We start from the raw sequence: 20,699 nt of genomic DNA on the forward strand, positions 1-20,699 counted from the left end.
CTCAACGCCGTTCGGGTGCGAGCATCCCGAACCAGACGAAATCGCTCAGCAGCCGCGGCGGGTCTTCGCGCGGCTTGCGGCGCAGCTGCTGCTTGACGAGGTGGAGACAGTGCCCCGCCACCCAGGCGAGATCGGCCGCCAGCGCATAAGCCCAGCCGTGGTTCTTGCGGAAGTAGCGCCTCCGCGAGGCGAACCAGTATTGCGGCACCCGCCGCGCATGAGCATCCGCGGCGGTAAGCCCGGTGCTTTGGCCCGCGACGTGCAGCACGGTCGGCCGGGGCGCATACCAGCATTGCCACCCGCGCGCCTTGGCTTCGCGGCAGAAGTCGGTCTCCTCATAATAGAGGAAGTAGTCCTCGTCGAACCGCAGCCCCTGCTGCAAGGCCTCGCGACGCACGGCCATGCTGGCGCCGGAGACCCAGTCCATCTGCTGCGCGCGCCCGTCCATCCGCCGCGCGGTCATGTGCCCGGCCAGCAGGCGTGTGGCGGGCCCCCAGCGCAAGGCGCGCTCCAGTTCGCCGAGCACGGTGGGAAAGCGGAAGGCGTAAGGCCATGGCGATCCGTCGCCCAGCAGCAATGCGGTGCCGACGATCCCGGCGCGCGGCATCGCCGCCATGAAGCTCGCCAGCGCATTGACGGCACCGGGCATCACCCGCGTATCGGGATTGAGCAGCCAGACACCCCGCGCCTCGCTGTCACGTAGGGCATGCTCGATGCCGATGTTGCAGCCGGTGCCGAACCCGCCGTTGGTCGGCGAGCGCACCAGCGTCGTCCAGTCCCAGCCCTCGCGCGCGATCGTCGCCTGCAGCAGTTCGGCCGAACCGTCGCGCGAATCGTTGTCGACCACGATCGCCCGCAGCCGCGCGCCCGAGCGGCGCTCGGCATCGAGGCTGGACAGGCACTCGACCACCAGCGGCCCGGTCCGGTAATTGACGATGACCACGTCGATCGGGAAATCCGGCTCCCGGCGGAAATTGCGCCCGCTGATCCCCCCGCTCATGGCCTCTGTCATGCCTCCGCTCATTCTGCGGCCTCCTCGAAGAAGTCGATCGGTTCTCCGTGCGTCGTCGCCGGGCGGCTCCACGGACCATGCTCGGACACGGCATCGTCGAGCGCATTCTGGAACAGCGGCGCCAGCGTGGCGACGTGCGGCTCCTGCAGGTTCGACATGTGGCCGCCGGGAATGTCGAGGATCACGATGTCCTCGCGCACCCGCTTGCCCCAGCCGAGCGCATAGTCGCGATAGACCGCGCGGTAGGGGGTGTCGTCGGCAAGGTCGGTATCGTCGCTGGCCTTGAACAGCGCCACGCTGGTCGATTGCAGGATGCCGATCGGGCGGTGCTCCTTGTGCGCCGCTTCGTAGAGCCTGAGGAACGGGATCGCGGGGGAGCCCGCCTCCTCCATCCTGGCGCCCGCATCGGCGGTACGCAGGGCATCGACGGTGCGGCGGTCCTCGGCCCGTCGCATCCGCGATTCGACCTCCCAGCGCGCGAGGTTCCAGGCGCGGCGGCCGAGGTCGGGCAAGATCTGCAGCGGATTGCCGGACTTCAGCACGCCCAGCACGCGGCCAAGGCGGGCGCGGCTCTCGCCGAAGCGATGCTTGCGCGCCTCGACGTCGGCGGCGTCGATCACGCCGACGAAGGCCACCTGCTCGCCCATCCCCTGAAGTTGCTGCGCCATCTCGAAGGCGATCACGCCCCCGGCGCAGAGCCCGGCGAGGAGATAGGGGCCTTGCGGCTGAACGCTGCGCACCTTGCCGATATAGTACGTCGCCATCTCGTCGATGCGGGTGTGGGCGTAGTTGCCGTCCGCCTTGCGCAGCGGCTCTATCCCCAGTACCGGCCGCGCGCCGTCCAGCCGCAGCGCCAGGCCGCGATAGAGCAGCGTTTCGCCGAGGCCGTCGTGGATCAGGAACAGCGGCGTCGCCGGGCCGCCCTTGCGGATGGTGACGATGCCGTGACCCAAGCCAAGACCCGGTCCTTCCGCCTCGGCGGCGGCGGGCATATCGGGCGCGCGGCTGTCCGGGTCGATCACGGCGGCAAGCCCCGCGACGGTCGGCTGGCCGAGCATCGCCGCGAGCGGCAGGGTACGGCCGGTCTTCTTGCGCAGGCGGTTGGTGAACTGCACCGCCAGCAGCGAATGGCCGCCAAGATCGAAGAAGTTGTCGTGCCGCCCGACCGCCTCCATGCCCAGCAGGTCGCACCACAAGTCGGCGATGACCTGTTCGGCCGGGGTCGCGGGCAGATCCGCCGGATCGCCGCTCGCAGCCTCCCGGCGGCTGGCGCGCGGCGGGCTGCGCAGGCGCGCGAGCACCGGCGCGAGGTCGTAGGGCGAGATCACCGTATGCGGGCGGCACCGGCCCGAGAGCAGGCGCGCGATCACTTCGGTGCCCTCTTCGGGCAGTATGCCCTCGGAGCTTGCCGCGATCTCGCCGGTGGCGGCCTTCGCGGCGCGCGGCGGCGTCGCGGAGGCGCGGGCGAGCAGCGCCGCGTCGCCCATGTGCATCATCGTGAATTCGCGCACTTCGGCGACGACGAGGCCGTCGGCGTCGGTGATCGTCACGTTGAACACCGCCGTCTGGCCATCGGAGGAGACCAGCCGGATGTGGCTCCACGCGAGCGCGGGCAGCGGGGCGTGGAGGAGAAAGCGGCGATAGGTGAACGGCGCGTAGAAATCACGGCTCCGGTCGCGCCCGGGAATCAGCGTCTGCGCGCCCGCCGTCGCGAAGTCTAGCAGCGCCGGGTGCAGGCCCATCGCCTCGGCCTCGGCGGTGTAGGCCGCAGGGAGTTCCAGCTGGAGCAGCGCTTCGCCATGAGGGGAAGCAAGCGCCTGCACGAGCGTATCCCAGCGCGGGCCGAAGTTCATCATCGGCTGGTCGGCGCCGCCGCAGATCGCGGGGCTGCAGCGCTCGGCGATAGCGCCGAGGTCAAGCGTGGAGCGCAGCGGCGTCAGCGTGTGCGGGCGGACCACGCCGTGTGCGTGCTCGATCCATTCGCCGCCCTGTTCGGGGCGGCCGAGGATGGTGACCTTCCACCCGCTCGCGCCGCGCCGACGGACATGGACCCGCAAGCCGCGCGCCTCCCCGTCAGGCACAGCGAAGGGCTTGAGGAACGTGAAGTCGGACAGTTCCAGCGCGCCCTGGTGGACCAGCGCAACTGCTGCCCGAGACATCTCCAGGAAAGATGTCCCGGGCAGCAGCGCACCGGCATCAACGACTCGGTGCTCGTCGAGCACCCAATGCCGCACGGGGGTTAGGATGCCGGTGACCACAAACTCATCGTCGGAAATGGTGCAGAGCCGTTCGAGGAAGGGATGCTCGATCGCCTTCCCTGCCCCGAGGTCGTCGGGCAGCGCGCCCATCCCTCCTTCAGGCGCTCCGCCCTCGCGCCCGCCGAGCGCGGCGGCCATGCCGACTTCGGCCCACTGGCTCCAGCCGACCGACTGCACCCGCGTGCGCGCATCGCTGCGCCGCGATTGCGCATAGGCGTCGAGGAAGGCATTGGCGGCGGCATAGTCCACCTGCCCCGGCAGCCCCGCGAAGGCGCTGACCGAGGAGAACAGCAGCAGGAAGCCCGGCGCCTGACCCTTGAGCGCCTCCTCCAGCGCCAGGGTGCCCGCGATCTTGGGTCGCAGCACGGCGTCCACCGCCTTGCGGCTGCGGGTCTCGATCAGCCCGTCGTCGAGCGCGCCGGCGGCATGGAACACGCCGTCGATCGGGCCGAAGCGGGAAACCGCCTTGCGCACGCCCTTCGCCAGCGCCTTCGCATCGGCGACGTCGGCGACGATCAGTTCCACGTCCGCCCCCGCCGCTTCGAGCGCGAGCAGCTTGCGCACCTTGTCCTCGACGCCCAGCGGCAGGTCGCCGCTTGCGAGGCGCTGCGCCCACTCCCCGCGCGGCGGTAAGGCGCTGCGCCCGACGAGAGCGAGGCGCGCCTTGTATCCGCGCGCAAGGTGGTCGGCGATGGACAGGCCCAGCCCGCCCAGCCCGCCGGTGACGAGATAGACACCGCCCTCGCGCAGCCATGTCGGCTGTCCCTCGGCCAGCGGCTCGCGCGCGTTGCGGTAGGCGAGCGTCCAGCGCTCGCCCGCGCGCAAGGCGACGTCACCGGAAGCACGGGGGCCGGAAACCTCGGCGATCACCGCGTCGGCAAGGTCGGCGGCGTTCACGGCGGCAAGATCGATGTCGATCGCGCGCACCTCGAGTCCCGGATACTCGGCTGAGACGGTGCGCGCGGCGCCGATCGCCGTGGCCTTGAGCGGCATGAGGTCCGCATCGCCCGCCACGCGCTGCGCCTTGTCGGTGACGAGCGCGACGACCACCGGCCCCTCGTCCACCTGAGCGGCGAGTTCGGGCACCATCGCGATCAGCGCATGCAGCCCCCGGTCGAGGATCGCCGCATCCCGGCGCTTCGGCGCGGCTACCCCGCCCGCCAGCCAGCAATGATAGACCTGACGCGGCATCCGCCCGTCACGGCCCAGCCGGACGAACAGCCGCGCCCAGTCCTCGCGCACGTCGGGCCGCAGCGCGAAGGCGTCGGCGGCGCTCGCGGCAAAGCGCGTCGCGGCGTGGACGGTGACGGTCTCCACCCCCGCCTTGCGCAGCCGCGCGGCAAGGCTGGCGCCGAACCCGTCGTCATCGCAGAGCACCAGAGCCGGACCGCCTGCAGCCCCGCCCACGGCTTCTCCCGCCACCGGATCCTCGCGGCTCCACACCGGCTCGTAGCCCCAGTCGCCCAGCGCGAGGCGGGTATCTGCATCGCCCCCGGACGCCGCCGTGTGCAGGCTCGCACCCGGCTCGATCCAGTGCCGTTCGCGCTCGAAGCGATAGGTCGGCAGCGGCACGCGCAGGCGGCGCTCCTCGCCCCACCATGCGGTCCAGTCGATCTCGACGCCCAGCGCCCAGAGTTCGCCGAGCGCTTCGAGCAACCGCTGGTCGTCAGCAACGTCCTCACCCGCATGGCGCATCGAGGCGACCACCGGCTGGCTGGCCTTGCGCGCCGGGTGCTGGCGGGCGAGGCTGGTCATGGCGCGGCCGGGGCCGACTTCCAGAAGCACCTGGTCCGCCTCGCCCAGCAGGCATTCGAGGCCGTCGGTATAGCGCACCGGCTCACGCAAGTGCCGCACCCAGTATTCGGGATCGGTCGCCTCCGCCGCGCTCACCCAGCGCCCGGTCAGGTTCGAGGCGAAGGGGGTCTGCGGCGCGCGCAGCGTGATCGTCTTCAGCAGGGCGCGGAATTCGGGCAGGATCGGGTCGAGCATCGCCGAATGCGCGGCGACCTCGATGGGGATCGGCTGCGCCTCGATCTCACGCGCGCGCAAGTCGTCGAGGAAGGCCGCCACCGCGTCCGCCGCGCCCGATACGACGCACAGGGACGGGGCGTTGATCGTCGCGATCGAAACCCCGGGCGGCAGCATCGGCGCAAGTTCCGCCTCGGAAAGCGGCACGCTTATCATGCCGCCTTTCGCGGTCGTCTCGAACAGGCGGCCGCGCGCGTGGACGATGCGCAGGCCCGCTTCGAGGTCCACCACGCCCGCAACATGCGCCGCAGCATACTCGCCGCAGCTGTGGCCGATCATCGCGGCCGGCGCGATCCCCAGCGCCATCCAGAAACGGGCGAGCGCGGTCTGGACGATGAACAGCGCGGGCAGCGCGTTGGAGGGACGTTCCAGCTCGGCGGCCGCGGCGTCGCGGTCGGCCTCGACCGGGAACAGCCAGCGCTTGAGGTCCGGCACGCCGATGCGCGCAAGCACGGCGAGGCCCTTGTCCACGTCGGCGCGGAACGTGGCCTCGGTCTGATAGAGACCCAGCGCCATGTCGACATGCTGCAGCCCGCCGCCGCAGAACTGGAAGGCGACCGGGCGGCCGGGCACGCAAACCTGCTTCGCGGACGACTGGCGACTTGCGGTTTCGAGCGCAGCGGCGGCTTCAGCCCCGTCCTGCCCTACGGCGAACCGGCGCCATGCCAGCGCGCGACGGCCGGTGTTGAGGGTGAAGGCCGCATCGGCGAGGACACAGCCCTCCTCCCCTGCTTCGTCATTGCGAGCCCCGAAGGGGCGCGGCAATCCAGAGGCGGCGTCAACGGCCCTGGATTGCTTCGCTTCGCTCGCAATGACGGAGGGGGTTGCCGCAGAATGCTGCGCCCCAAAATACGCGGACAGCGCCGCAGCATTGGCATCCGCCGCACCTTGCGTGGCGCCCGAGGTCATCAGCAGCTGGCGACGGCGGCTCGGCCCGCTGGGCGCGCGCGGCGGCGCTTCCTCCATGACGATGTGGGCATTGGTGCCTCCCACGCCGAGTGAGCTGACCCCGGCGCGACGGGGGCGATCGTCGCGCCGGAGCCAGGGCGCGCTGGTGGCCTGTACGCGGAAAAGGCCAGTATCCAGCGCGCATTCGGGATTTGCGGCCCCGAAATGCGGAACAGGGGGAAGCTCGGCGTGGCGCATCGCCAGCGCCACCTTGATGACGCCCGCCGCGCCTGCGGCGGTGTCGGTGTGGCCGATGTTGGCCTTCACCGAACCCAGCGCGCAGGGCTCTGGCCTTGCACCAGACTGGGCGAAGACCTGCCGCAGCGCCGCCACTTCGATCGGGTCGCCGATCGGCGTGCCGGTGCCGTGCGCCTCGACATAGTCGATGGCCGAAGGCGCGATGCCGGACACCGCGAGGGCCTCGGCGATCACCGCCGCCTGCCCGTCCACGCTGGGGGCGAGGTAGCCGACCTTGCCCGCGCCGTCGTTGTTGATCGCCGAGCCCCGGATCACCGCATGGATGTGGTCGCCGGCGGCCATGGCATCCTCCAGTCGGCGCAGCGCCACCACGGCGACGCCGCTGCCGAACACGGTGCCCTTGGAGTCCGCGTCGAAGGGACGGCACAGGCCGTCGGGGGAAAGGATCTCGCCCTGCTCGTAGAGGTAGCCCCGGCGGTGCGGCAGTTCGATCGAGGTTCCGCCCGCGAGCGCCATGTCGCACTCGCCCGACAGCAGGCTCTGCGCCGCCATGTGGATCGAGACGAGCGAGGTCGAGCACGCGGTCTGGACGTTGATGCTCGGCCCCTTGAGGTCGAACAGGTACGACACCCGCGTCGTCAGGAAGTCCTTGTCGTTGCTGGTATGGCGCAGCAGGAACAGGCCGACCTCGTTCACCAGCTTGCCGTTGGTAAGCAGGTTGTAGGGCATGTAGGCGTTGTGGCCCGATCCCGCGAAGACGCCGATCACCCCGCCTGTTCCCTCGGCAAAGCCCTGCGGCGTATGGCCTGCGTCCTCCAGCGCCTCCCACGAGCATTCGAGGAAGTGGCGATGCTGCGGGTCCATGACTGCAGCATCGCGCTTCGACAGGCCGAACAGCGCGGCGTCGAAGCACTCCATGTCGGCGAGCGGCGCGCCGCGGCGCACGTAGTCGGGGTTGCGCAACAGGGCGGGCGAGACTCCGGCGGCGAGCAGTTCCTCTTCGGAATAGGTCTCGATCCCGTCGCGGCCTTCGCTCAGCAGCGACCAGAATTCCTCCGGGCCGCGCGCCCCGGCGAAGCGGCACGCCATGCCGACGATGGCGACCGCGCTGGAGGTGTCGAGCGAGGGGTCGAACGGTTCTTCGATGGGCTGGTGCATGGTCTAGACCCTCACGCCGATGCGGGCGGTAGCGCGACGATTACGTGCCTGGTTGCGCATTTCGGCGCGGTTCTGACCGGCGAGCGCGGCGGCATCGTCCTGCCCGCCCGACAAGTGCGCGCCGAGCGCGGCGATGGTCGGGAAGCGGAAGATGTCGGTCAGCGCGACCGGCTGCGTCAGTTCGGCGGACAAGCGGCGGTGGACCTGGATGGCGAGCAGCGAGTGGCCGCCGATGTCGAAGAAGTTCTCCGTCAGGCGCACTTGCGGCAGCTTGAGCACGTCGCACCAGATCGCCTGGATCTGGGCCTCCACGCCGGTCGCCGGGGCGGCGCTGTCATCCATGTTGTCGACGACCACGCTGACCGGCTCGGGCAGGGCATTGCGGTCGATCTTGCCGTTGGGCGTGCGCGGCAGGGCTTCGAGCAGGACGAAGTTGCCGGGGACCATGAAGTCGGGCAGCCGCTCCCGCAGATGCGCGCGCAAGTCCTCGACCGCCGGGGCATCGGTGCGCGGGGCGAGGTAGGCGACGAGGCGGGTGGCGACGCCTTCCTTGCGGGCGACGACGACGGCCTCGGTGACGTCCGGGTACGCGGTGAGCGCGGCCTCGATCTCGCCCAGTTCGATGCGGTAGCCGCGGATCTTCACCTGATGGTCGAGGCGGCCGAGGAATTCGAGCGTCCCGTCCTCGCGCTGGCGGGCGAGGTCGCCGGTCCGGTAGACGCGCGCGCCCGGATTGAACGGGTCGGCGACGAAGCGTTCGGCGGTCAGCTCGGGCCGGTCGTGGTAGCCGCGCACGACCCCGGCGCCGCCGATGACCAGCTCGCCCGGCGTGCCCTGCCGCACCGGCTGCAGCCGCCGGTCGAGGATGTAGATCTGCTGGTTGAGCAGCGGCCTGCCGAGCGGCGGCGCCCCCCCTTCATCGAGCGCGTGGACGGCGGACCACACGGTCGTCTCGGTCGGCCCGTACATGTTCATGACGGTGCCGGAAACGAGGCCGGTCATGTCGGTCGCCAGCTGCGGCGGGAACGCCTCGCCGCCGACCATGAGGTGCTGGAGCGCCTGCAGGCGCGGGCGGGCAGCCGGGTCGCTCGCGAGCACCTGAAGCAGGGACGGCGTACACTGCAGGTGCGTCACCCCGTGGCGCGCCATCAGGTCGTGAAGCGGGCGTTCTGCGGCGTTATGGTCCTGTTGAGTGCCGTTGAGTGCCAGTGTGCGCAACTGCGCGATTTGCGGCAAATGTTCAATAACCGTCTGGGAATCCACGCCAAAATCGACAAGGCAGCCGATCTCGTCGACGCCGATCGCCGACAGGCGGTGGACCAGTCCGACGTTGTCCTCAGGCGTGCCGAACAAGCCGCTGGTCTCGAAGTAGCGCTCGAAGGCATGGTCGAGCAGGGCGTCGGTCTCTTCCTCGGAAATGTCGGAAAGTTCCAGTCTTTCAGCACCTTGCGGCGTCTTGAAAGCCGGGAACGACCAGGCGTACTGCTTGAGCAGATTGGTCGAGGTGCGCAGGTACTCGATGAGCGCAGGCTTGACGGCCGCACGCACCGCATCTTCGCTTTCTCCAAGAAAAGTGTGCAACATCAAGGTGATGCGCCCTTCTCCCGAATGCCCGGCCTCGTGCCAGGCGCTACGATAGGCGGCGATCTTGGTCGCCACCTCCTCGATCGACTGCCCCAAAAGGTGCGTCAGCACATTGGCGCCGACGCGCCCTGCCTCGCGGAAAGTCTCTGAATTTCCAGCGGAAGTTATCCAGACCGGCAGCTCCGGCTGGACCGGGCGCGGGTACGTGCGCACCGAAACGTCATGCCCCAACGGCCCCGGATAGGCCCGCGCCTCGCCCCGCCACAGGCCCCGGACATCCTCGACACACCGCTTGAGAACGCCCGCACGATCGGCATAAGCCCCTGGATTCAGGACGAAATCGTCCGGTTGCCAGCCGGAGGCGAAAGCAATCCCTACACGCCCGCCCGACAGGTTATCAACCAGCGCCCACTCCTCGGCGATACGCAGCGGATGGTGCAAAGTCCCCACCACGCTCCCGGCACGGATCTGCACCCGCGACGTGATCGCCGCGATGGCCGCCGCGGCGACGGCGGGATTCGGGTAAGGCCCTCCAAAGTCATGGAAATGTCGCTCCGGCGTCCAGATCGCCTCGAAGCCCTCGGCATCGGCGAAGCGGGCGCCTTCCAGAAGGAGGTTGTACTGCTCGGCCGCGCTGCCCGCGCTGGAACTGGCGAAGTAGAACAGGCTGAAACCGACCGGCCGCGCATCGGCGACAGCCACTTCCGGCACATCGCCGCGCACTTCGCGCTCGCTGGCGATGACGATGTGATAGCCGTGCATCAACGGCCACATCAGCTCCAGCGTGGAGATGTCGAAACTGAGGCTGGTGACGGCCAGCCACGTCCCGTCCGGCTCGATCTTGCGGTCCATTCCTGCATAGAAATTCAACAGGTTACGGTGCTCGACCATGACACCTTTGGGCAGCCCGGTCGAACCCGAGGTGTAGATCATGTAGGCGAGATTCGCGCCTTCCGCGCCGCCGTCGAAGGGGTCCGACGGGCACGCGGCGAAGACCTCGCGCATGGTATCGATAAGGAGGATCGGCGCCTCGGTCTGCGGCAGATCGCCCGCCAGCACAGTTTCGCTCAGAACCAGGCCAAGGCCGGAATCCGCCACCATGTGGGCGATGCGATCCCGCGGATAGGACGGGTCGAGCGGCACGTAGGCGCCCCCCGCCTTGTGCACGCCGATGAGGCAGGCGAGCATCTCGACAGAGCGCGACAGGTGGAGGCCGACGAGCACTTCCGGCCCCACGCCCCGCGCCGCAAGGTCATGCGCGACGCGGTTAGAGAGCGCATCGAGCTGCGCGTAAGTCAGTGAGATGCCGAGCGCCGTCACTGCCAGCTTGTCGGGCGTGCGCACGGCCTGCTCCACGAAGTGGTGGTGCCAGGCCGGACCGGCAGGAACGGGACCTTCGGTGGCGTTCCAGGCACCGACGATCCGCCCATGTTCCTCGGGTTCGAGCAGCGACAGGCGGCCGACCGGTGCGTCCGCAAGGTCCAGGTACATCGCCTCGAAACCGCGCACGAGGTCCTCCGCATCGGCGCGGGAAAGGCGGGTGGCGTCGCAGGTCCAGCGCAGCCTGCCTTCCGAGGTGCAAACGGCCACGTCGAGCACCGCGTCGCTTGCGCGCACCTCGTCGAGCCGCTTCACCACCTGCACGCTGACGGGATGGTCGCCCCCCGCGCGACCGCGCAGTTCGGGGCTGCGGGCGACGAGATCGGCGCAGATGGCCACGCGGCGGTGCATCCCGGCGACTTCACGGTCCAGCGCGTCGCGCAGCACGGCCAGCGGAGCATCGAAATCGACCGCGACCTTCAGCGGCATCTCCGGCGCGAACCAGCCCGCCACGTCGTCCAGCCGCGCACGGCTGACACAGTCGGAATATCCGATCTCGACGCTCGCCCGGTCGGCAGCGCGGGCCAGCCACGCGACCAGCGCGGCCAGAGCGCCGCCGGCATCGAGACCCTGCGGCATTGCCCGGTCCAGCATGAAGGGCTGCGCAGGACCGTCGCCAACACGCGGAGTAAACTGCGGCAACTGCAAGCTCTCGCGCTGCTGCAAGCGACGACGCCACCACGCCTCATAGCGCCCGGCGGCCGCATCGAGGCAATCGAGCTGATCGCGCCGGGCATCGTCGAGCACCGTGAAGCCCGCCGCACCGATCAGCAGTTCGCTCACTTGCGCCCCGCCCAGCGCTTCGCCGGAGAGCATGGCGAGACGGTCGAGCCGCACATCAAGATCGCCTGTGGCGACAACCGGCGTGGGGCCGGACACCAGGATCGTGCCCGGCTCGCGGCCCGATACGCTGGACAGCGGCGTGATCTGCTGCACGAGCAACAGCCGATCGCCGAGCAATGCCTTCGGGACTCCGACCGGGTTGGCGTAAGTTCCGAAGTCGAGCGCACGGACCAGACGGGCGATCTCGGCAGCCGGGCGGCTCCAGTCGATCGTGGCGGCGGCCTTCGGGCGGTCGGCGCGGCCGACCATGCGATCGGGTGCACGGTCCTGCAGAACCGCCGCTGCGACCGCGCCGTCGAGATCTGCGACGAGCCCCTCGAAGCAATGCAAGCCCGCCTCGAAGCAGCGGGTGTTGAGCGAAAGCGCGGTTTCCTCTTCGGCGATTTCGAAGCGCTCCGCAGCGAGGATCGCACCTTCGTCCACTGCGCCTGTCATCAGGTGCCAGGTCACGCCATGCCGCGCCGCTCCATCCAGCAGCGCCCAGACGGGCGTATTGAGGCCGGCCAGTTCGGGCAGCGGGCCGTCATGGAAATTGATCGCCGCCCGCGATGCGAGCGCCAGTACCTCCGCCGGCAGAACGCTGAGGTTGGAGATGCTGAAGACGTAGTCGACGCTTTCTACGGCAGCGGCCAGAAGGTCGCGCGGCTTCTCGAACAGCGCAATGCCGAGGCGCCGAGCCCAATCGGCGGCCGGCGAAACCGGCGCCGCCACCACGGCGGCGATCCGGTGCCCACGATCGATCAGCAGCCTGCCACACTCCGCGAGCAGCGTTTCGTTGCCGACGAGAATGCTGCTTGCAACCGGGCAATCAGGAGATTGCCCATTGCCGGCGAAGTCCCGGAAAGACGTCATGCGATGCCCCACGCCTGAATGAATTACCCCAAGTCGACATCGACTGTATTGAGACTGAATTTGGAAAACTATGTCCCAAACCCCGCCCCTGTTTTCACCATGGATGCTTACTTGGGTGTTTTAGGGAGCGAATTACTTATACTCGATCAGACGAGCAGGACGAACGGCGGCGCTACGCGACTTTCGACGACGCCAGTAATCAATCTGCCCCTGCAGATGCGGCAGCTTGCCAAGGATCAGCCAAGTCGCCTGAAGCGCATCCTTGCGCGCACGGATGCGCAGCCACAACACGGGCCAGAGCAGCCACATCGGCGGGAGCGACCAGAGTAGATTGCTGAGCACCTTGCGACGCAGTTCGCGCCCCTTTTGCAGATCTTGCGCGCCGCGCATCGCCAGTGCCTCGGCGGTGGCGTAGCCACTACGGCGGTTGCGCTGCCACCACTGGCCGAGGCGCATCATCGCCGCGTCATGGATGGTCATGTCTCCCTCTATCCGGCGGATGAGCCAGCCACGCCGTCGCATGCGGTAACACATGTCGGGCTCCTCGCCGGCGATCAGATGCTCATCGTAGCCGTCTACCTGGCGCAGTGCGACGACGCGGAACAGTGCGTCGCCGCCGACGCTTTCGGCAAGGCCCACGGGCGTGTTCCACTCGGCCTCGCACAATCGGTTGTAGAGGCTGGCGTCCGGTGCCCTCTCCCGCCGGCGACCGCAAACGGCGGCGAGTTGATCGTCGGCCAGAAATGCGGCGCGGGCCTTGTCAAGCCAACCAGGGATCAGTTCGCAATCGCCATCGATGAAATGGACGAATTCGAGCAGCGGGTCCTTGTCCAGATGCCAGTCAAGCCCGGCATTCCGCGCCCGCGCAGCGGTGAACGGCTGCCCGGGATCGAGTTCGACCACCGACAGGCCCCGCGCCTTCACGCGCGCCACGCTACCGTCGGTGGAGCCGGAATCGACGTAGACGGCGCGCTGGCCGGTCCGCGTCACGCTGTCGATGCACAAATCGAGGCGCCCGCCTTCGTTGCGACCGATAATGACGAAGCCCACCGGCGTCACGGCAGCCGCTCCGTACGGGTCCATTCCCGCTCGCGGCGGGTCACGAACTGGGCGATCAGCGGCAGCTTCCAGACGAAGTAGCCCGGCAGCAGGCGCAGGGACGACAGCGGCAGGGTATCCCGCCCATGCAGCCACCATGCCAGAGATAGCCCGAGCGCCGCTGCGGTCTGGGTCGCCAGCAGGGCGAGGAACGGCGCGGTTGGTCCCGCCAGTGCCAGCACGATCCCCAGCGCGGGTGCCGAGCACAGCGCGAGCAGCACGGTTGGCGGTATCATGAGGTCCAGCGCGACGATCGCAAGCGCGGGCCTTCGCACCGCGCGCGCCAGCAGCCGGGGGACATAGCGCCAGGCGGTCTGCATCATGCCGTGCTCCCATCGGCGGCGCTGGCTGCCGGTGCCCTCGACCGAGCTGGTAGCGCTCAGGATGCGGGCGCCGGACTCGACGATCACGCGCCGGCCTGCGAGCAGGAGGTCGAGCCCCATTTCCAGATCCTCGACCAGCGACCCGCCCGGCCAGCGCATCTCGAGATACATGGAGCGCGGGAAGGCCATGCCCGATCCCTGCAGCAGCGCCATTCCGGACAGGCGCCCCAGCCCCTGAAGCCGCACGAGGTTCTTGATCAGGAAGGCGAAACTGGACACCCGCACGACCGCGCCCGCATCATCCGGGGCGGCAAGCAGGAAGATTCCCTGCACCGCCGCATCGCGCCGGACCGCCGCCTCAGCCAACGCAGGCAGGGAACCGGGCATCGCGCGGCAATCGGCGTCGAGTACCAGCACCGCCTCCGCTCGCAGCAGATGGTCGGCAATGAAGGCGCGGGCGTATTCCAGCGCGTGGCCCTTTCCGCGCAAGTGCGGATTGGACCTTTCGATGACCGTCGCGCCCAGAGCCCGCGCCCTTGCGGCCGTATCATCGGTGCAGTTGTCCGCGACGACCAGCAGTTCGTCCCCATCGCGCAGCAACCCCAGCGCCGCGCGCACGCTCGTGTCGATTCCGGCCGCTTCGTCGTGGGCGGGCATGACGACGACAAAAGGCGGCGCCTCACCGGCTTCGCCGGAAACATGCCTCCGCGCGCCGACGACGCATTCGAGCGCAAGCATCGCCGTCGGCAATCCGGCCGCCACGGCCATCCACCATGCGAAGCCCAGCACGATGCGGTCGGCAAGCACCAGCAAGTCCATCCGGTTCCCCTCTTGCGCCCCGCGACGCCAGCTTCACCCGGCAAGAGGATAAGGGGGCAGCCAAGGCCCGGGCAGACCTGAAACTCCCTTGGAAGTTCTCATGATCGACACCGGGCGGCGGCGCCCAATAGACTTGGACGCAAAGCGTCTCGCGAAATTTCCAAGGAGAGTTGCTGCATGTACATCGGGCTCCGTTCACGCCGCAGGCCAAGTCTGTCGGCATCGTCAGGAAGGTGGACGACAGAATGCGCCCCGCCTTTCCTGCCATGAACGCCGCGATGCCGCCCTGCACGGCCGCCGGTACTGCAGGTCAAAGGGGGGCGGCCGCGGCTACCTTGCTGCTCAGCGCTCCGGCGCCTGTCCAGGTAGCTGCGGATGGGTATCGCCTGGACACCAAGTTCGTCGAAGGCATGCGCGCGCATGTCGCAGACTGGGGTGGGAAAATCCGCTGCATAATCTGGGAAAGCGACGACACCATCCCCTTCGGCCGTGTCTACAGACCCGATGAACTCGACTTCGAGATGGTTGTGCTGGGCAAGGGCGCACCTGTACCGCCCGCTGCACTGACGGGAATCTCGATCGCGCTGGTATCTGCCGACATGCCGGGCTTCCCGGCCATCTGCCAGAGCATCGCCTCAGCCGGTATCCCATACGCGGTGGGGGTGGAATATACGCTGGAGACCCGGTTACGCACCCTCTGGCTGGATCGCGAGGTGTCGGGAATGCGCAAGATGCGCAGTAGTCTCTGGCTCCTGCGCAACGAACGGCAGGTGCGATCGCGGCTGAAGGCCGCCGTCGGTGCACAGTTCAACGGGTATCCGGCTTTCAGCGCCTATTCCCGGCTCGCAGACGATGCGCATCTCTATTTCGACAACAGGATGGGTCCGGAGATGATGGCGACGCCGGCCGAAGTGGCCGTGCGCAATGAACGGCTGCTGGCAGGATATCCTTTGCGACTGATCCATTCGGGACGCCTGGAGCCGATGAAGGGTAGCCAGGACCTGCTTCCCGTGATGCGCGCCTTGGCGGCAATGGGCGTACCAGCGACCCTGGACATCTACGGCGCGGGAAGTCTCGAACAGGAAATTCGCGATGGGCTCGGCGAATTCGACGGTGCGGTCCGCCTGCATGCGCCCGTCGATTTCAAGACGAAGCTGGTGCCGCTCAGCCGGACTCAGGCCGATGTATTCCTGTCTTGCCACCGACAGTCCGACCCCTCATGCACTTACCTTGAAGCGATGGGCTGCGGTCTTGCCATAGCTGGCTACAGCAATCGCATGTGGTGCCGTTTGAGCAGGGAATCGGGCGGCGGCCTCGCAGTGCCGCTGGGCTCGACGAAGCAGCTTGCAGAGGCGATCGGGCGGTGGAACCTTGATCGCCCCGCCATCGCCGAAAGCGCACGATCCGGCCTCGCCTTCGCCCGCCGGCATGATTTCGGCCAGGAATTCGCAGGCAGGATGGCGCATCTGCGCGCGCTGATCCCATAAGCGCCTGTCGTACCAGAGCACGTCCGATCAGGTGGAACCACCGATGACCCGGAAAACGTTTTAAACCAAAGAAAACTGGAGCAGTCGTGCCGTCGAGGCGCAAACTGCTCCAGGGTCGATCGGCGGGCTGCGGACGGTTGCCCCGCTCGTTATGCGTGCAGCGGCGCTCGCAACGGAGCCGGCGCCCTATTGCTACGCCACATCTGGTGGATCCGGAAAATCTGCGGCCCCTCGATCAGATAGCGCCGCCACAACCGCTGGGGGTTGGAGCACAGCCGGAAGGCCCACTCCATCGACATTTGCTGGATCACCGCCGGCGCGCGCTCCTGCTCGCCGGAGAGGAATTCGAGGCTGGCGCCGATGCAGAAGCCGATACCCTGGCCGCCGCGCGCCTTGGCGACGCGACGCGCGATGATCTCCTGCTGCGGCGAACCCACCGCCAGGAATGAGTATCGCGCCTTGGCCTCGACAAGAAAGCGTACTGCTCGCGCCACTTCGCGCGGATCCTTGATGAAGCCCATCGGCGGATTGTAGTGACGCACGTTGCGCAGCCCGTAGAGTTCGCTGATGCGCGCCACTGTAGCGTCGCTGCCGCCCAGGATCGCGACGGCATCGTCGGCGGCAATGCCCTCCTCGAACAGGCGCAGCGTCAGGTCGCTGCCCGTCACCACCGGCAACTCGCGCCCGTCGCCGCGTGCCAGGCGCGCAAGGATACGGCTGTCGCACAAGGTCATCCAGGCATCACGATAGGCCGGCCACAAGTCGGAGCGCCGCCGCAGCAACCGCACGACATGGTCGACGTTGGGCGTGACGATATACGTAAATGGCGCCGAGGGAGGCCGCTTGCACACTGCATTCATCGCTGTCGGCAAGTCGATCGGCGTAAAATCGAGGTCGAGGAACTCGACATCGTCCCGATGGCCGGCCTGATGCCCGGCATTCAGGTCGGCGATGACCGGCAGCGGCAGATCCAGCGGCAGATCCAGCACGGGTGCCGAAATCTCGCGGCCGATAAGGTTCAGGTGTTCAAGCGACATAAAGCGTACCTCCCCGTGCGCGATTATGCCGCCACGCCGTTCCGGGGTCTTCTCCAGCAACTGCGCCCGACGAACTGGGAGGCGTATTCCTCGTTCTGAAAAACCTCTCCATAAATCCCGGAGGGCTGTTCAAAACGAGCCGATGCGTGTTTCTCCCCACGGATAAGCACGCCCTCCAATGGGAGAATTTTCGGCAAGTACCGCACGAGGTTAGCCTTTTCCGCAGATCGACATTCCATGCCGACTGTGGGGGTAGACATGCTTCAATCGAACGACGCTTATCGGTCGCGCGCTGCGCACCGATCAACCCGGACCGTTGCGGCGGCCGTTTCCTTCCTCGCCATGGGCCTTGCGGTCCATCCCGTCTCGGCACAGGTCAGGGCCGCCACTCCCGGCACCCAGGCCATCGCGCCCGTCGTGTCCGGTGCGCAATCGGCCGCCAGCATGCCCGATGCCGCCTCGGCCTCGCGTTACACGGTGAGGGCGGGCGACCAGCTCGACGTCTTCGTCTGGGGAGAGGAGCGCATGCAGCGCCAGGTTCTCGTCCAGCCAGACGGCACTTTCGCCTTTCCGTTGGCGGGTACGATCCGCGCCGACGGGCGCAACGTCACCGACATCGCCGACGAGATTCGCGGCCGCATCGCGCTCAACTACACGGCCGGCCCGCCGGACGTGACCGTGACCGTGCGCGAGACCGACGGCACGCGTTTCTACGTACTCGGCAAAGTGCGGACGCCTGGAAGCTATACCAGTCGCTCGGCGCCCAATATCCTTCAGGCACTCAGCATGGCCGGTGGCACCGCCGACTTCGCCGACACCGGAGGCGCGGTGATCCTGCGCCAGACCCGCGCCGGTCAGGTGGTGGAGCGCATCAAGCTGAGCAAGCTTTTGAAAGGCGCCCGCTCGCTCAATTCCGGTGCCCTTGGCACGGCACTGCCGACGCTTCAGAGCGGCGACGTCCTGCTGATCCCGTGACGGCGGCACATCGTGGCACCCTGCTCCTCCTGGCAGTCGCCCCGCCGACGCTGGGGCTTGTTCCCGCCAATGCGGCCGCACAGGAGCAGCCGCCCTACATCGAGTTCGACATGACGGGGTTCACGGGGCGCAACCTGTTCCTCCTCACGGACGACCGCAAGATGAATTCGGGCGGGGAAGTCTCCGCACAGGCAGGTGCGACCCTCGGCGTCGATGCCGGGACCACGCTCGACCTCGAGGGCAGAATCGCATACCGCCGCTACAGTCGGCGCTATGGCGATTTCGTCACGGGTTATGGCAAGCTCGCGCTGGATCACCGTGGCAGCGAGCGCCTATCGGCTCGCACCGAAGCCTCTTTCGAACGCCTCCTGCCACTCGAAGGCACCAATGGCACGATCGATGCCGCAATCGATCCGGTAAGCCTCCAGGATCGCTACGAACTCAAGCAGAGCCTGCGCTGGCGCCCCGACCAATACCTGACGATCAGCGGAGAGGGGGCCTGGAGCCGGTTGTCGCCGCGCGGCTCGCAACTGCTGCGCCGTACCGATGCGGCCAACTTCGATCTCGGCGCAGAACGCCGGTTGTCGCCCTTTTCATGGATCGGCCTCGGAGGCTCGGCAACCTTCAGCAAGGCATCCGACGGATCACGCTCGGATGCGGCTCTGTTCGTGCTCAAGGCTGGAACGCGCGTCGCTCCTCATTTGTCCGTACAGGCTGAAGCGGGGGCGTCCCGGACTTCCCGAAGCGGGCCTGGTGCGCCGACCGACCGGACCCCGCTCCAACTCGCGACTTCGGTATCGCTATGCTACGATCCACGACGCTTGCGGGTGTGTCTTGCGGGGCAGATCAGGCCGGCGGTCACCGGCTTCGGCGGCATCCAGCGCGAAAAAGTGCTGACCGCCACTTTCGATTTCCAGACAAGCGAACGCGGCACCTTGAGCGCCCTTGGCGAGTATCGCTCCGTTCCCAGTCCCACATTCGGATCGGACGCGAAGATCGTCAGCCTCTCCACGACTTACGAGCATCGCCTCGACGACCGATTCCGCCTTCATGTCGGTGCGGACTATGACCGCCGCACCGGCCTGTCCAGCCAGACGCAGAGTTCCTGGACCATCCGGGCCGGCGTCACTTTCCGGATACCCAGCCGATGAACAATAACAGCCAGACACCCATGACGCCCTCGTCTTCGCCCACTGCGGCGCCCGGATCAGACCCTGCCAATGCCGATCCCCTCGGCATCTATCCGGTCGAGATCCTTGCGATGCTGCGCCGCCGCTGGCGCTGGCTGATCGCGCCGACCCTGCTTGGCGGCGTTGCTGCCGCAGCCTCGGTCGCCACGCACGAGCCGGTCTACCGTTCCTCCACGACGCTACTGATCGATTCCCCGCGAATCCCGCCCAGCCTGATTTCCTCGCCGCTGACGGACGTGGCGGACGAGCGGATCGCCAAGATTCGCCAGCAGGTCGTCAGCCGCGAAAGCCTGACCAGGCTGATCGAGCAGAACCGGCTCTATCAGCGGGAGCGGGCGGTGATGGACTATCCCAGGTTGCTCGAAATCATGCGTACGAAAGTCGGCGTGAACCTCGTCGCTGCGGATCCGACGCGGGGTCGCGGCGGCACGATCGCCTTCAACCTCTCGTTCGACTATCGCGATCCTCGCGGCGCGCAGGCGGTGACCGAGCAGTTGACCCAGATGTTCCTCGTCGAAGACAAGCGCTTCCGCACCGAACAGGCCACCGGCACCGCTGCCTTCCTCGCCAAGCGCTCCGACGAGTTGCGTCGCCAGCTGCGCGACCTTGCCGAGAAGCGCCGCAGCGTAGAGGCCCGTTATGCCGGCTCGCTGCCCACCGATGTCGCGCTGAGTTCGCAGTCCAGCTCGGCGATGCGCGCCGAGATTTCTCGCACCGACGCCGAGACTCAGGGGCTGATCCAGCAGTCCAGCCTGCTCGCCGCGCGTCAGCAGGAACTGGAACGGACCCCACCCGGCGTCGAAGGGCTCCAGCGCGCGGAAGAGCGCCTGTCCGCACTGCTTTCCACGCATTCGGAACGCTTCCCCGACGTCGTCGCCGCCCGCGCGGAAGTGCAGCGTCAGCGAAGCCTGATCGCGCAGGAACCGGGTCGCGGTGAGACGCTGATCGAGGCCGAGATCGCCGCAGGCCGCGAACGCATCTCCACCCTTGCCTCCCGTCGCGCCGAACTCGTGCGGACGATGTCCGATATCGATCACCGCGTCGCCCAGGCGCCGCAGTCGGCCTACGAACTCAGTACGATCGAACGCGAATACGACAACATCAAGCGTCAGTACGATTCCCTGCGGGAAAAGCAGCTCGACGCGCAAGTCGCCGCCAATCTCCAATCGGAGGACAAGGGCGAACGCTTCACCGTCGTCGACCCGCCCAACCTGCCGCTGCACCCGCTGGGCCGAAACGCATGGATGGTCATGTTGATGGGCCTCGCTGCCGGCTTCGGCCTCGGCCTGGCGCTCATCATCGCGCGCGAGATACTGACCGGTACGATCCACGGCACCGAAAGCCTGCGCCATGCGGTTCGTGCGCCCTTGTTCGGTGCCATACCGACAAGCCGAGATCCCAACTTCCTCGACAGGCTCGCACGCTGGCTGCCGGGCCGGGCGCGCAGTGCGCCGAGCTACTCGCCAGCCCATTCGCCAGCATAGTCGCCAGACAGAACCCGGAGCAGGC

At 68.0% G+C, this 20,699-nt stretch carries 10 protein-coding genes; 4 read left to right on the plus strand and 6 right to left on the minus strand.

All coding sequences use genetic code 11. The features are described 5' to 3' along the window. Position 1: 1 nt before the first annotated feature. From PKE80_RS03900 to PKE80_RS03920, 5 genes are all read right to left on the minus strand, one after another. Complete coding sequence (locus PKE80_RS03900) at positions 2-1,024, minus strand: glycosyltransferase family 2 protein (RefSeq protein WP_271181367.1); 1,023 nt, start codon at positions 1,022-1,024, stop codon at positions 2-4. Then, a complete protein-coding gene (locus tag PKE80_RS03905; RefSeq protein WP_271181368.1) occupies positions 1,021-7,602 on the minus strand; it encodes a type I polyketide synthase in 6,582 nt (2,193 codons plus the stop codon). Before PKE80_RS03905 ends, PKE80_RS03900 begins: the two co-directional genes overlap by 4 nt. A 3-nt stretch (positions 7,603-7,605) precedes the next feature. Then, a complete protein-coding gene (locus tag PKE80_RS03910; RefSeq protein WP_271181369.1) occupies positions 7,606-12,261 on the minus strand; it encodes a MupA/Atu3671 family FMN-dependent luciferase-like monooxygenase in 4,656 nt (1,551 codons plus the stop codon). Positions 12,262-12,393: 132 nt separating this feature from the next. Beyond that, positions 12,394-13,320 (minus strand): glycosyltransferase family 2 protein, encoded by a 927-nt coding sequence (locus PKE80_RS03915; RefSeq protein WP_271181370.1) that lies wholly within the window; start codon positions 13,318-13,320, stop codon positions 12,394-12,396. Beyond that, positions 13,317-14,501, minus strand: a complete 1,185-nt coding sequence (locus PKE80_RS03920; RefSeq protein WP_271181371.1) for a glycosyltransferase family 2 protein — start codon at positions 14,499-14,501, stop codon at positions 13,317-13,319. The genes PKE80_RS03915 and PKE80_RS03920 overlap by 4 nt, the downstream gene beginning before the upstream one ends. A gap of 170 nt (positions 14,502-14,671) precedes the next feature. Between PKE80_RS03920 and PKE80_RS03925 the strand changes: the two genes are divergently transcribed. Next, a complete protein-coding gene (locus PKE80_RS03925; protein ID WP_271181372.1) occupies positions 14,672-15,988 on the plus strand; it encodes a glycosyltransferase in 1,317 nt (438 codons plus the stop codon). Between the two features lie 149 nt (positions 15,989-16,137). Here the strand turns inward: PKE80_RS03925 and PKE80_RS03930 are convergent, their stop codons facing one another. Further along, entirely contained in the window at positions 16,138-17,085 is a 948-nt protein-coding gene (locus PKE80_RS03930; RefSeq protein WP_271181373.1) for a WecB/TagA/CpsF family glycosyltransferase, read from the minus strand. Positions 17,086-17,367: 282 nt separating this feature from the next. Between PKE80_RS03930 and PKE80_RS03935 the strand changes: the two genes are divergently transcribed. From PKE80_RS03935 to PKE80_RS03945, 3 genes are read left to right on the plus strand one after another with little or no spacing between them, the layout of a single operon-like run. Further along, positions 17,368-18,000, plus strand: coding sequence for a polysaccharide biosynthesis/export family protein (locus tag PKE80_RS03935; RefSeq protein ID WP_271181374.1), 633 nt, complete (start codon positions 17,368-17,370; stop codon positions 17,998-18,000). Next, positions 17,997-19,151, plus strand: coding sequence for a putative outer membrane beta-barrel protein (locus PKE80_RS03940; RefSeq protein WP_271181375.1), 1,155 nt, complete (start codon positions 17,997-17,999; stop codon positions 19,149-19,151). Before PKE80_RS03935 ends, PKE80_RS03940 begins: the two co-directional genes overlap by 4 nt. Next, a complete protein-coding gene (locus tag PKE80_RS03945; RefSeq protein ID WP_271181376.1) occupies positions 19,148-20,674 on the plus strand; it encodes a GumC family protein in 1,527 nt (508 codons plus the stop codon). Before PKE80_RS03940 ends, PKE80_RS03945 begins: the two co-directional genes overlap by 4 nt. Positions 20,675-20,699 lie beyond the last annotated feature (25 nt).

This window comes from Novosphingobium resinovorum (assembly GCF_027922145.1).
GTDB classification, from domain to species: Bacteria; Pseudomonadota; Alphaproteobacteria; order Sphingomonadales; family Sphingomonadaceae; genus Novosphingobium; species Novosphingobium resinovorum.